This window comes from Halochromatium sp., from assembly GCF_054919635.1.
This window is the reverse complement of sequence record NZ_JBUDPI010000088.1, coordinates 1-11,896: the sequence shown is the minus strand read 5'-3', so window position 1 is coordinate 11,896 and position 11,896 is coordinate 1. Positions and strand designations below refer to the sequence as shown.

The 11,896-nt window shown below is 62.3% G+C and carries 14 protein-coding genes; 6 read left to right on the top strand and 8 right to left on the bottom strand.

Annotated elements, in window-relative coordinates:
* The 8 genes from ACY693_RS07550 to ACY693_RS07515 all read right to left on the bottom strand — a co-directional run.
* On the bottom strand, positions 1-382 hold a 382-nt coding region (locus tag ACY693_RS07550; protein WP_462321218.1), incomplete at its 3' end, for an SDR family NAD(P)-dependent oxidoreductase.
* 150 nt (positions 383-532) lie between these two features.
* The gene (gene cydX / locus ACY693_RS07545; RefSeq protein ID WP_462321217.1) at positions 533-655 is read right to left on the bottom strand and encodes a cytochrome bd-I oxidase subunit CydX; all 123 of its coding nucleotides are present in this window, start codon (positions 653-655) and stop codon (positions 533-535) included.
* 152 nt (positions 656-807) lie between these two features.
* Positions 808-1,950 (bottom strand): cytochrome d ubiquinol oxidase subunit II, encoded by a 1,143-nt coding sequence (gene cydB / locus ACY693_RS07540; RefSeq protein WP_462321216.1) that lies wholly within the window; start codon positions 1,948-1,950, stop codon positions 808-810.
* Complete coding sequence (locus ACY693_RS07535) at positions 1,947-3,578, bottom strand: cytochrome ubiquinol oxidase subunit I (RefSeq protein WP_462321215.1); 1,632 nt, start codon at positions 3,576-3,578, stop codon at positions 1,947-1,949. The genes cydB and ACY693_RS07535 overlap by 4 nt, the downstream gene beginning before the upstream one ends.
* A gap of 326 nt (positions 3,579-3,904) precedes the next feature.
* Entirely contained in the window at positions 3,905-4,252 is a 348-nt protein-coding gene (locus ACY693_RS07530) for a NifB/NifX family molybdenum-iron cluster-binding protein (protein WP_462321214.1), read from the bottom strand.
* Between the two features lie 105 nt (positions 4,253-4,357).
* Positions 4,358-4,771: a DUF6858 family protein gene (locus ACY693_RS07525; protein ID WP_462321213.1), complete on the bottom strand. Its 414-nt coding sequence runs from the start codon at positions 4,769-4,771 to the stop codon at positions 4,358-4,360.
* A 41-nt stretch (positions 4,772-4,812) separates the two neighbouring features.
* On the bottom strand, positions 4,813-5,811 hold the full coding sequence (locus ACY693_RS07520; protein WP_462321212.1) for an SLAC1 anion channel family protein: 999 nt from the start codon (positions 5,809-5,811) through the stop codon (positions 4,813-4,815).
* 200 nt (positions 5,812-6,011) lie between these two features.
* On the bottom strand, positions 6,012-6,719 hold the full coding sequence (locus ACY693_RS07515) for a Crp/Fnr family transcriptional regulator (protein ID WP_462321211.1): 708 nt from the start codon (positions 6,717-6,719) through the stop codon (positions 6,012-6,014).
* 203 nt (positions 6,720-6,922) lie between these two features.
* Here ACY693_RS07515 and ACY693_RS07510 point away from each other — a divergent pair, with 203 nt between their 5' ends.
* From ACY693_RS07510 to ACY693_RS07485, 6 genes are all read left to right on the top strand, one after another.
* Positions 6,923-8,914 carry an ATP-binding cassette domain-containing protein gene (locus ACY693_RS07510; protein WP_462321210.1) on the top strand — a complete coding sequence of 664 codons (1,992 nt, stop codon included), beginning with the start codon at positions 6,923-6,925 and terminating at the stop codon, positions 8,912-8,914.
* A gap of 233 nt (positions 8,915-9,147) precedes the next feature.
* Positions 9,148-9,843 carry an urea ABC transporter ATP-binding subunit UrtE gene (gene urtE, locus ACY693_RS07505; RefSeq protein WP_462321209.1) on the top strand — a complete coding sequence of 232 codons (696 nt, stop codon included), beginning with the start codon at positions 9,148-9,150 and terminating at the stop codon, positions 9,841-9,843.
* 35 nt (positions 9,844-9,878) lie between these two features.
* Positions 9,879-10,868 carry an urease accessory protein UreD gene (locus ACY693_RS07500; protein WP_462321208.1) on the top strand — a complete coding sequence of 330 codons (990 nt, stop codon included), beginning with the start codon at positions 9,879-9,881 and terminating at the stop codon, positions 10,866-10,868.
* 164 nt (positions 10,869-11,032) lie between these two features.
* The gene (gene ureA, locus ACY693_RS07495) at positions 11,033-11,335 is read left to right on the top strand and encodes an urease subunit gamma (RefSeq protein ID WP_462321207.1); all 303 of its coding nucleotides are present in this window, start codon (positions 11,033-11,035) and stop codon (positions 11,333-11,335) included.
* 28 nt (positions 11,336-11,363) lie between these two features.
* Positions 11,364-11,756: an urease subunit beta gene (locus tag ACY693_RS07490; protein WP_462321206.1), complete on the top strand. Its 393-nt coding sequence runs from the start codon at positions 11,364-11,366 to the stop codon at positions 11,754-11,756.
* Positions 11,753-11,896 (top strand): hypothetical protein (locus ACY693_RS07485; RefSeq protein ID WP_462321219.1); only part of this gene is annotated, 144 nt, incomplete at its 3' end. The genes ACY693_RS07490 and ACY693_RS07485, both read left to right, overlap by 4 nt.

Below are 11,896 nucleotides of genomic sequence, written 5' to 3'. Positions count from 1 at the left end.
CCGTGAGATTGATACGTAGCACCTTGTCCCATTGGTCGGCGTCGTAGTCATCGATTCGGCTGAGGAAGGGGATGTACTGTGCGGTATGCGCCAGCCCGTCGAGCCGACCGAACTCATCGCCCAGCGTGGTGGCGATACCGAGCATCAGCTGCTCATCGGCCTTCTCGAGATCCAGCGGCAGACTCGCCGGCTCTGGCCAGCCGGCGTCGACGATCTCGTCATAGACCGCCTCGAGCGCCTTCTCGCGAAAGCCACTGAGGACCACAGGGGCGCCGTGCTTGGCGCAGGCCAAGGCGAGCGCGCGGCCGACCCCTTCGGATGCACCGGTGACCAGAATGACACGGTCCTTGAGGAGGTCGGGGCGCGGTTGGTAGTCCTGCATGATCGCTGTGGGCGGAGTCTGTTCTGGCGGCAGGCTCCGAACTGGATCGGTCGCGGTTAGGCGAGCGATTCGATCGAGCCTGCCAGTTGGCTGGCCGGGTGGCTGACTGGTTGGCTGACTGGTTGGCTGACTGGGATGCGCGGGCAGCGCTCAACCCTGGGGCTGATCGTCTTGCGGATCACCCATGCACTGCGAGGATTCATACCACATCACATTGATGATGCCAAAGGCAACGGCGAGCAAGACGCCGAGAATCCAAGTGAAGTACCACATCTGTTGCTGCTCCGAGAGTGTTTGGGTATAGCCTAGCGCACCACAGTGGCGGGCGCGCTAGGCATCATCATATGGCTGCTGGCTTGATCATCAGGCCAGGGGGCAGGCTAGGTGACCGGACCCAGAGAGGAGGCCCGGAACACGAGGCCGAGCTAGTAGGCTGAGCTATCTTGGGCGCGGATCTCTTCGACGGTGATCCGTCTCCACATCTTGGTATAGGTCCAGGTGGTGTAGATCAGGATGATCGGGATGAAGATCACCGCTGCCCAGAACATCACCGTGAGCGTCAGATGACTCGAGGTCGCATCCCAGGCGATCAGACTGCTGTTCGGGTTGCTGCTCGAGGGCATGATGAACGGGAACATGGCGGCGCCAGCGGTCATGATGATGCCGGTGATCCCGAGTCCGCTCATGATCAGCCCAAGCCCGGCCTTATCGCGTATCGAGAGGCTGATCGCAAACCCGAGCCCGGCAAACCCCAGGGCTGGAAACAAGAGTGTCCAGGGGTACTGCCGATAGTTGGTGAGCCAGCCATAGGGATCAACCACGACCTCCTTGGTCAGCGGATTCGGAATCGCGTCCAGCGCTGGCATGCTGACCACCTTGAAGCCGTCGACGCCGAGCGTCAGCCAGATACCGGCCAACGCGAAACCGGCGATGGTCGCCAAGCCAACGATCTTCGCCCAATGCTTTGCGCGCGAAGCGACCGGCTCGCCAGTGCGTAGTTGCAGCCAGATCGCGCCATGCATGGTCAACATGCCCAGACTGATCAGGCCGGCCAGCAGCGCGAACGGATTGAGCAGGCCGAAGAAGCTACCGGTGTAGTAGGGCCTAAGCAGCTCGTCCAGATGGAAAGGCACACCCTGCAATAGGTTGCCAAAGGCGATGCCAAACACGAGCGCTGGCACAGCACCGCCGATGAACAGGCCCCAATCCCAGGCATTGCGCCATTGCTTATTCTGGATCTTGCTGCGGTAGTCGAACCCGACGGGCCGGAAGAAGAGCGCGAACAGCGCCAACAGCATGGCGAAATAGAAGCCACTGAAGGCGGTCGCGTAGACCAGGGGCCAGGCGGCAAAGATGGCACCGCCGGCGGTGATCAGCCAGACCTGGTTGCCGTCCCAATGCGGACCGACGGTGTTGATGATCACCCGGCGCTCCTCGTCGTCCTTGCCGAGGAAGGGCAGCAGGGTGCCGACCCCCATGTCCATGCCATCGGTGACTGCGAAGCCGATGAAGAGCACGCCGACCAGCAGCCACCAGATCAGTTTCAGGACTTCGTAATCGATGATCATGAGCCTTCTCCGCGATACGGACTGGCCGGTGCGGTCGTCGAGGGCGCGCCAGCGCCGCCTGCGTCGGTTGTCGACGCCTGCTGCTTCTCGAAATGATACTTACCGGTGTGCAGCGAGCTTGGACCCTGGCGCCCAAACTTGAACATCAGGAACATCTCGATCAGGAACAGCAGCGTGTAGAAGATGATGAAGGCACTGAGGCTGATGACCAGATCGTTGGCGGTGAGGCTTGAGGCGGCGACCGAGGTCGGCAGCACCTCACCAATGGCCCAGGGCTGGCGGCCGAACTCGGCGACGAACCAACCGGTCTCGGCGGCGAGCCAGGGCACGGGGATGCTATAGAGGAAGGCGCGCAGCAGCCAGCGCTTGTTCTGGATCTCGCGCTTAGCGTTGTAGTAGAAGCCGAGCACCAGCAGGAGCAGCATCCAGAAGCCAGCGGCGACCATGATGCGGAAGGCCCAGAACAACGGCGCGACCTCGGGGATCGAATCCTTGACCGCCATCTGGATCTGTTCCTCGGTGGCCTCGGCTGGGTTATCGGTGTAGGCCTTGAGCAGGAGTCCATACCCGAGATCGTCCATGTGGTCTTTGAACATGGCGCGGTTTGCCTCGGTATCCTGGCCGTTTCGCAGTCGCTGCAAGTACTCATAGGCGACCATGCCGGAGCGGATGCGGATCTCGTGCTCGCGCATCAATTCCTTCAGACCGACGACCTCTTCATCGAGCGAGCGGGTCGCAATCAGGCCGAGCGCCCAGGGGATCTTGAAGGCGTTGTGGGTCTCCTCGTCCTCGTTGCTGGGCATGCCGAAGGCGGTAAATGCCGCCGGGGCCTCCTCGGTATGCCATTCGGCCTCGATGGCCGCGAGCTTGACCTTCTGGACATCACCGACCTCATAGCCGGATTCGTCGCCGAGCAGGATCACCGACAGAATCGACGCCAGTCCAAAGCCAACCGCCACTGAGAACGAGCGTTTGGCAAAGGCCAAATCCCGCCCCTTGAGCATGTAATAAGCGCTAATGCCAGCGACGAACATGGCCGCCGTCACATAGCCAGCGGCGACAGTGTGCACGAACTTGACCTGGGCGACTGGGTTGAACAAGACCTCGGAGAAGCTGATCATCTCCATGCGCATGGTCTCGAAGCTGAACTCAGCGCCGACCGGATGCTGCATCCAACCGTTGGCGATCAGTATCCACATCGCAGAGAGGTTCGACCCCACCGCGGTCAGGAAGGTCACGCCCAGATGCTGACGCTTTGTGAGGCGCTCCCAGCCGAGGAAGAACAGACCGATGAAGGTCGATTCCAAAAAGAAGGCCATCAGGCCTTCGATGGCCAAAGGCGCGCCGAAGACGTCGCCGACATAGTGAGAATAGTAGGACCAATTGGTTCCAAACTGGAACTCCATGGTCAGTCCAGTGGTCACGCCCAGGGCGAAGTTGATGCCGAACAGCTTGCCCCAGAACTTGGTCATGTCCTTATAGATCTCGCGTCCCGTCATCACGTAGACGCTCTCCATGATCACCAGCATCCAGCTGAGCCCAAGGGTCAGCGGGACGAAGAGAAAGTGATACATCGCGGTGATGGCGAATTGCCACCGCGATAGCTCGACCATTACGCTATCTAGCATCGTTGGAATCCCGAGTCCGAATTCAGACCTCTAGAGGCCGATGCGCCGAGGCATCGGCATCCACCACCTCCCGTCGCTGCCCTCAAGGCGCGGTTGCGTCGAGAGCGATCGGTCGCTGCGCCGTTTCGTTACGGCGTCTTCTGCAACTGCCGCACGGATGACGCTCGGCAGTTCAGGTCCATCAGCAAAAGCTTAATTACCTGTCCCGCGGCAGAGAATGCGAATTCGCAATTCCGACGGTTTTGGTCAGGCTCAGCGATGCTTGAGCTTGATTCGGGTCAGCATTCGGCGCTGGTGCTCTTTCGGACGCTCGGGCTGCGGCGAGGCTAGTGCTCGTGCGGTGCCGCAGGCGGTAGCTCTTGACCGTTCGCGATCGCGCTCAGGGCGGCGGCGATGTCCGTCTCGGAGGTGGTGATGACCTTGATGCCTTGTTGTGCCATCCGGTCGAAGAAACGCTGTCCAGCCCCGCCCGAGAGGATGGCGTCCAGCTGGCGCTGGTACAGCGGGTGATCTGCGCCATGGTACTCATGCAGCGAGAGCTCCTTGGGGAGATCGAGTCGCTCGACCTCGACAGGCTCGCTAGCCGACTCGAGATCGTAGATCAGGAAACGGCGACTCTTGCCAGCATGCCCAGTGATGGTCTTGAAGTTCTGGCTGGTGACTGCGATGCGCATCGGTTGGGCTCCAGTTCGCTGTGGTGTCTCTCATCGGATGGTTCGAAAAGCGGTCGCGACGCCGCGCAAGCTCCAATCCGGTCCGGGGCTGGCGCGGGACATGGACTAGGCCTGCTCGGACGCGAGCTCGTTGCGCCGCAGTCCAAGCGCCCAGTCTTCCATCGCCGCATTTGCGACCGGCATGGGGGCCTCCATGAAGCTGATCACGAACTGTCGCTCCAGCTCGGCAACCCCGATCGAGCGCGGCCTGAGACCGAGGATCTCAGGACTGGGAAGCGATAGCCCAAAACAGAATAGGACGTTCTTGGCCGCACGAATCTCGCTGTCCACATCACCCTCGGGCAGGGCACAGGTGTGGGCGTAGTGATCGAAGATGGCGATGAAATGGCCGCAGCGATGCGCTTGGATGCAATCGCGAAAGTAGCCGCAGATCTCATCGACGCTGTGGAACCGGGTCTCGTTGCGATCAAGTCTGAGCACAAAGAGCGGATAGCGTTCATTGAGCAGGGTTTGCTTCATGGTGCTGCCTGTTGTCGACTCGAAAGATCAGCCTGTCGCGGTCACAGATGAGGCACACAGATACTGCGTCCACCGACCGCAACCGCGGTGCGGTAGAGCAGGAAGATCACAACGAGCGTGACCAGGCTGAGCAAGGTCCAGCCGATGACGGCAAAGGCCAGGAGGCCGGTCAGCTCATACATGATGAGGGTCGCAATGGTCACCGCGGCGAGCGGGAAGGAGTAGGCCCACCAGGAGATGTAATAGTGGAGCCGGACGAAACGGCCGACCTGCGTCAACAGCAGCAGGGTCAGGAACAGGCTGCTGTAGTAGAGGACGCGGGCAAAGGCATCCAGCGCCCCCGCCTCGGCGAGACCACTGAGCTCGATGTAGGCAATAAAGCCGGCCGCAGGTGGAGCGATCAGGATGAAGAAGGTGGGCATCAAGCGGTCTGGCAGCGGCTGATGGAACAGCATGCGATAGGTGATGATGGCAAACAGGATCAGCCAGAACAGGACCCCGACGCTGAAGAAGAACCAGGACAGCTCCAGATGGCCGAGGGGCACGCCGGCGATCGGGACCAAGACATTGCCGACGACGGGAATGAACCAGGCCGGGTTGATGTGATGGATCTCGAAGTGGTCGTGATGCATCCAGACATTCATCACATAGAGCGTCAGCAGCAGATGTACCGCGGTGCCAATGATCCAAAAGACTGCAGCGAGGCCAGGCAGCGATGACAGCAGCGTGGCGCTGAGCAGCAGCATGCTGATTGATATGGTCGGGAAGAAATTGATCTGGATCGGATGCCGCAGCTCGTGCAGCACCGCGTCGCGGAACAAGAACAGTTTGATCAGGTACATCACCGAGAACAGCCCGAACAGGCCGAGTGCGAGCCAACGCAAGGCGCCAGCCATATCCAGAGGCATCCCAAAGGTGGCCTGTGCCATCTCCCACGCGATCGACAGGCCGGACAAGCCCATGATGACGGCGAAGAAGGCGACCGGAAAATGCTTGATTCGCGGATCGGGCTTAGCGGCGTCTGGGGCGGTTTCGGGCATCGTTGCAAACTCGGCTGATCATCGGCGCAGCATAGTCGCCGCGCGCGAACGGCAACATTGAAAGCTGTCAATAGACAGCGGCTCAATACGGTGGGGTCTCGGCTGCCGCGAGCGCCGCAGTGCCCTTTAGTCAGGGTGATTGCCAACCGGTATCCAACCCGGCATCGCCCTGAGCTGTCGGCCTGCGGCGGGTAGCGAGGCTAATCCTCGGCGATGCGCCTGAGGTTGGGGATGTCGAGCAGGAAGCGGTTTGGCCGCGACTCAACAATCAGGCTCTCGCGCTTGAAGCCAGCGATAGTGCGGCTGGCGGTCTCGGTGGTGATGCCGAGCATGGCGCCCATGTCTTCGCGTCCGAACAACTGGCATTCGCTCGATTCGCGGTCGCGCACCAAGCGCAACAGCAGGCGCGCGACGCGCTGCCGCGCCGAGCCAGTCGAGAGCTCAGTGAGCCAGGCGTCGGCCTCATTCAGTGCCCGCTGCCAACGCTGCATCAGCTCCTCGTGCAGACCTGGGTTATCCTTGCTCAGCGTCTTGACCACCCGGGTCGGGAAGCGGCAGATCTCGGTGGGCGCTAGCGCAACGGCATCATGCTGATAGGCGTTACCGAGCAGGGCCTCAAGGCCGAGGACATCGGTGCTGCGGGCAATGCGCACGATGCGCTGGCTGCCGTCAGGCAGGTATTGCACCAACTTGAGCGAGCCGCTCCGGACGGTGAACATGTAATCACCGACCTCACCGGCCTGATACAGGGGGGTGCCCGGCTTCAGGTCGAACTGATCGATCGGGTCGTGGATACGGTCGAAGTCTTGCTCGGTGAGTCCAGCGAACAACACCGATGCTCGCAGGGTGCAATTCCGGCAGTCGGCCTCGCCGGCCCAAGCCTCTCGCAGTGTCACGGATCTGACCATGCCTCTTGTTCTTTATCGGCGCGCTGTCAATGACTGATGACGAACAAGTGTACAGTATTTTGCGCTGCACAATAGGTGCAGCTGCGTTCCTTGGCTGTTCTTCTCTGCATCGATCGGTCTCTGTATCGATAGGTCATCCTGACTGGCTGGTTTATGATGCAGAATGATGCCTCGTCTCGTCACCACCTTGTTTGTTGCCCTTTATGTCCTTGCTCTCGCTGCGTTCTGTGACGCTGTCCTATGGCCATCCCCCGCTGCTCGACGGCGTCGACCTTGAGATCGGTCCGACCGAGCGCGTCTGCTTGATAGGTCGCAACGGTACTGGCAAGAGCACCCTGTTAAAGATCATTGACGGCCAGATCCAGCCCGATTCCGGCTCGGTCTGGCGCGCCGATGGGCTGCGCGTCGCTCGCCTGGCACAGGAGGCCCCGCTGGGTGATGAGCACCTGGTGTTGGATGTGGTTGCTGCGGGACTCGGCGAGCTCGGGCGGTTGGTCGCCGAGTACCATCACCTGAGTCATCGCTTGGCTGAGGCTGGGGCATCGGCGTCTGATCGGGACCTGGCGCGTTTGGCCAGCGTGCAGCAACGGCTAGAGTCCGAGGGCGGCTGGGAGATCGAGCAGCGGGCCGAGCGGGTGATCTCGCGGCTCGGGCTCGACGCGGAAGCCGTCTATGCAACGCTATCCGGTGGGCTACGGCGGCGCGTGATGTTGGCGCGCGCGCTGATCAGCGAGCCTGATCTGCTGCTCCTGGACGAGCCCACCAATCATCTGGACATCGAGACCATCGAATGGCTCGAGGAGCTGATGCTCGGCTTCCAGGGCTCGTTGTTGTTCATTACGCATGACCGGCGCTTCCTGCGCAATCTGGCCACCCGCATCCTCGAGCTCGATCGTGGTCAGCTGACGGATTGGCCGGGCGATTACGACAACTATCTGCGCCGGCGTGAGGAGCGCCAGCACGCCGAGGCCAAGGAGCGCGAGCGTTTCGACAAGCGCTTGGCCGAGGAGGAGGTCTGGATTCGGCAGGGGATCAAGGCGAGGCGGACGCGCAACGAAGGGCGCGTGCGAGCGTTGCAGGCGATGCGGGCGGAGCGCCAGGCACGTCGCGAGGGTCCGGGACAGGCGCGCCTGAGCATCGATAGCGGCGATCGCAGCGGTAAGCTGGTGGTCGAGGCCGAGGGCGTGACCTTTTCCTATCAGCCCGGTGCGGGTGCAGCGACCATCCAGCAGCTCAATACCCTGATCCTGCGCGGGGATCGCGTCGGCATCATCGGCCCCAATGGCGCGGGCAAGTCGACCCTGCTCAAGCTTCTGCTCGGCCAGCTGCAGCCGGACTCGGGCCAGATTCGACTCGGGACCAATCTGAAGATCGCCTATTTCGACCAGCTCCGGGCGCAGCTCGATCCTTCTCGGACGGTGCGCGATAACGTCGCCGGCGGGAGCGATAAGGTCGAGGTCGGCGGGCGCAGCCTGCACGTGCTCTCCTATCTGAAAGATTTCCTATTCCTGCCGGAGCGCGCGCAGCAACCGGTCTCGGCGCTCTCGGGTGGCGAGCGCAACCGGCTGCTGCTCGCCAAGCTCTTTACCCAGCCGGCCAACCTGCTGGTGCTCGATGAGCCGACCAACGATCTGGATGTCGAGACCCTGGATCTGCTCGAGGAGCTCCTGAACGAATTCGATGGCACCCTGCTCCTGGTCAGTCATGACCGCGATCTGCTCGACAACGTCGTGACCTCAAGCCTGGTGCTGGAGGGCGGTGGCCGGGTGCAGGAATACGTCGGTGGCTATTCGGATTGGCTGCGACAGCGCCGTGATCGCAGTGGGGCGCCACCGATGGCCGGGGCACCGGGGGACTCGACGGCTCAGCGCAAGGCGGCATCGAAGCAGCAGACGTGCAAGGCCCAGGAGCAAGGCCGCGAGGCCGGGCGTTCGGTCTCCGCCGGCCGTGGCAAGTCGAGCGGCAAGCTCAGCTACAAGGATCAACGCGCGCTGGAGCAGTTGCCGCAGCAGATCGAGGCGCTCGAGACCGAGCTCGAGCGGCTGCACGCGCGGCTCGGTGATCCCGCGCTCTATCAGGGGCCGGCCAGTGAGCTCGGCAGCACGCAATCGCGGCTCGCCGAGGTCGAAACCGAGCTGCAGGGCTGTTATGAGCGCTGGGAGGCGCTCGAGGCCGCGCGGCAGGCGTTGCAATGAGCCTGCTCCGAGCGAGGCCCCGATAACGCTGCCAATATGCTGCCAATAAGCCCCTAACGAGCCCCAATGCGCCCTCATTACGCCACTGACTCCAAAGCATTGCTGCACGGATCATCAGCCGGCGCGCGTTCCAGGCTCGGCGCATGGCGTAAGAATTGCTCAACGACCTAAAGGATTGCTCAATGACCTAAGGCTTTCGCGCAAGCCCTGGACTCGGACACCTGGTTAACCTGATGCTACAGATCGACACGCTCAACCAGTATTACGGCGAGAGCCATACCCTCTGGGACCTCTCGGTGACCTTTCCGCAGGGGCAATGTACCTGCGTGATGGGCCGAAACGGCGTCGGCAAGACTACGCTGATGGACTGCATCATGGGTCTTCGGCCGCTGCGCAGCGGGCAGATGCAGTTTCAAGATCATGATCTTGCACGCCTGCCAGCTGAGCGCCGCGCCAGGCTCGGTATCGGCTATGTACCACAAGGGCGACAGATCTTTCCTTTGCTGTCGGTGGAAGAGAACCTGCGCATCGGTCTGCCGGCCCGCGCGGATCGCAGCCGCCGCATCCCCGACTTTATCTTCGAGCTGTTTCCGGTGCTCGATCAGATGCGCAGCCGTCGTGGTGGCGATCTCTCCGGCGGTCAACAACAGCAGCTTGCGATCGGTCGTGCGCTGGTGATCGATCCCAAGCTGCTGATCCTGGACGAGCCCACCGAGGGCATTCAGCCGAACATCGTGCACGAGATCGGCGACATCATCCGTCGTTTGATGGATCAGCTGGGCCTGACGGTCATCCTAGTCGAGCAGAAGCTGCCGTTTGCGCGACGAGTCGGTGACCGCTTCGTGATCCTCGACCGAGGTCGACTCAAGGCAGAAGGGGTGATGTCCGAACTCGGCGATGACCTGGTGCGAGAGTATTTGACCGTCTGATGCCTCTCCTCCTATTTCATGTCGACCGCTAGTCGATGACGCGGCCGGCACAACAGACCGTACCGCGACCGGTGCAGCAAGCGGCGTCGCCATTGGAGCCCTCATCGCTGTCTGGTGCACCGGGTTGGAGCGCGCGTATCGCATTGGCGTTCGAGCCACGCGGCGAGCGCACCGTTCTGGCGCGAAAACAACAGCACGGCCCGCTAACAGTGCAGCGCGCCTTCTATCCGGAGGGAGCGCCTTGTCATCTGTACGTGCTGCATCCGCCTGGTGGCGTGGTCGGCGGTGATCGCCTCGAGATCGAGACGCAGGTCGCGCCCGGCGCGCATGCGCTGCTGACCGCACCGGGCGCCGCCAAGCTCTATCGCAGTGCTGGCGCGATGGCCCAGCAGCGACAGCACTTTGAGGTCCAAGATGGCGGCGTCTTTGAATGGCTGCCGCAGGAGTCGATTCTGTTTCCGGGTGCGCGTATCGATCTGCAGACGCAGGTCGCGCTGCATGGTCGCGCTCGTTTTATCGGCTGGGAGATCCTCAGCCTCGGCCGGCCGGCGATCAGCGAGCGTTTCGATCGGGGGCGTGCGAGGGTCGGGCTGCGCATCGAGCGCGATGGCAAGCCGTTGCTGAGCGAATGCCTGAGGCTTGAGCCGGCGAATCCTGCTCAGGGCGGCCTGAACGGCCCGAGCGGCCTACGCGGGCTACCGATTACGGCGACGCTGATCGCGACTGGCGCGACGGCAGCGGACCTCGAGGCCGCGCGGGCCGTGGTTTCGGCTCAGTACCCAGCCCTCCGCCCCGATCGGGACCCGGATCGAGTCTTCACTCAGCCCGGTCTTGAGCTCGGTCTTGAGCCCAATCTTGAGCCTGGCCTTGAGCTCGGCCTGACGCTGCTCGACGATCTCCTCGTCGCGCGCGCACTTGCCACCAAGGTGGAGCCGGTGATGCTCCAGTTTCGTGCGCTCTGGCGTTGCTTGCGTCCCAGGTTGCTCGGGCTGCAGGCATCTGCGCCCCGCATCTGGGCAACCTGATCTCCCGTTGTCCAAGGCGTCCGACCCTTTTGATCGCGTTCTCGGCTGTGCCTTGCTTGATGTTGTATCGGGCTTGATGTTGTATCGGGCTCGATGCTGTATCGGCAGGCATTGCTGGCGTAAACTCATGACCTCTACATCCGCGACTCGACGAGGCGTCGACCATGGAGCTGAACCCCCGCGAAAAAGATAAGCTGTTGCTGTTCACGGCCGGCCTGCTCGCCGAAAGACGCAAGGCGAGAGGGCTGAAACTGAACTATCCGGAGGCGGTGGCCTTCATCAGCTGTGCGATTCTCGAAGGTGCCCGGGATGGGCGCACGGTCGCTGAGCTGATGGACTATGGCCGCACCCTCTTGACCCGCGATGACCTGATGGACGGTGTTCCGGAGATGATTCCGGATGTTCAGGTTGAAGCGACCTTCCCGGACGGGACCAAGCTGGTCACCGTTCACGACCCGATCGTCTAGCCCGTTCACCCACCTTGAGGATCGCAGCATGATTCCAGGCGAACTCTTCACGGCCGCTGGCGAGATCGAGCTCAACGCCGGCCGGCCGCCCTTGTCGGTCGAGGTTGCGAACACGGGCGATCGGCCTATCCAGGTCGGCTCCCATTACCACTTCTTCGAGACCAATCCCGCGCTGCGGTTCGATCGCGACCCCACGCGTGGTCACCGGCTGGATATCCCGGCCGGTACTGCTGTTCGGTTCGAGCCTGGACAGTCGCGAACCGTCACGCTGGTCCCCTATGCCGGGGATCGGATCGTCTATGGGTTCCGCGGCGAGGTGATGGGCCCGCTTGATCCTGAGCCGGAACCGGAGCCGGAGCCCGACCTCGATTCTGACGACGAAGCTGCCGATACCAGCGTCGACCAGGAGACCAAGGCATGAGCAAGATCAGCCGGCAGGCCTATGCATCGATGTACGGTCCAACCACTGGCGACAAGCTGCGCCTGGCCGATACCGACCTGATCATCGAGGTCGAAGAAGACCTGACGCACTACGGCGATGAGGTCAAGTTCGGCGGCGGC

Excerpts from the sequence above, each read along its gene's own strand:
- cydX (WP_462321217.1), bottom strand. The coding sequence starts at position 655 with ATGTGGTACTTCACTTGGATTCTCGGCGTCTTGCTCGCCGTTGCCTTT.
- cydB (WP_462321216.1), bottom strand. The coding sequence starts at position 1,950 with ATGATCATCGATTACGAAGTCCTGAAACTGATCTGGTGGCTGCTGGTC.
- ACY693_RS07535 (WP_462321215.1), bottom strand. The coding sequence starts at position 3,578 with ATGCTAGATAGCGTAATGGTCGAGCTATCGCGGTGGCAATTCGCCATC.
- ACY693_RS07530 (WP_462321214.1), bottom strand. The coding sequence starts at position 4,252 with ATGCGCATCGCAGTCACCAGCCAGAACTTCAAGACCATCACTGGGCAT.
- ACY693_RS07525 (WP_462321213.1), bottom strand. The coding sequence starts at position 4,771 with ATGAAGCAAACCCTGCTCAATGAACGCTATCCGCTCTTTGTGCTCAGA.
- ACY693_RS07520 (WP_462321212.1), bottom strand. The coding sequence starts at position 5,811 with ATGCCCGAAACCGCCCCAGACGCCGCTAAGCCCGATCCGCGAATCAAG.
- ACY693_RS07515 (WP_462321211.1), bottom strand. The coding sequence starts at position 6,719 with ATGGTCAGATCCGTGACACTGCGAGAGGCTTGGGCCGGCGAGGCCGAC.
- ACY693_RS07510 (WP_462321210.1), top strand. The coding sequence starts at position 6,923 with ATGTCCTTGCTCTCGCTGCGTTCTGTGACGCTGTCCTATGGCCATCCC.
- urtE (WP_462321209.1), top strand. The coding sequence starts at position 9,148 with ATGCTACAGATCGACACGCTCAACCAGTATTACGGCGAGAGCCATACC.
- ACY693_RS07500 (WP_462321208.1), top strand. The coding sequence starts at position 9,879 with ATGACGCGGCCGGCACAACAGACCGTACCGCGACCGGTGCAGCAAGCG.
- ureA (WP_462321207.1), top strand. The coding sequence starts at position 11,033 with ATGGAGCTGAACCCCCGCGAAAAAGATAAGCTGTTGCTGTTCACGGCC.
- ACY693_RS07490 (WP_462321206.1), top strand. The coding sequence starts at position 11,364 with ATGATTCCAGGCGAACTCTTCACGGCCGCTGGCGAGATCGAGCTCAAC.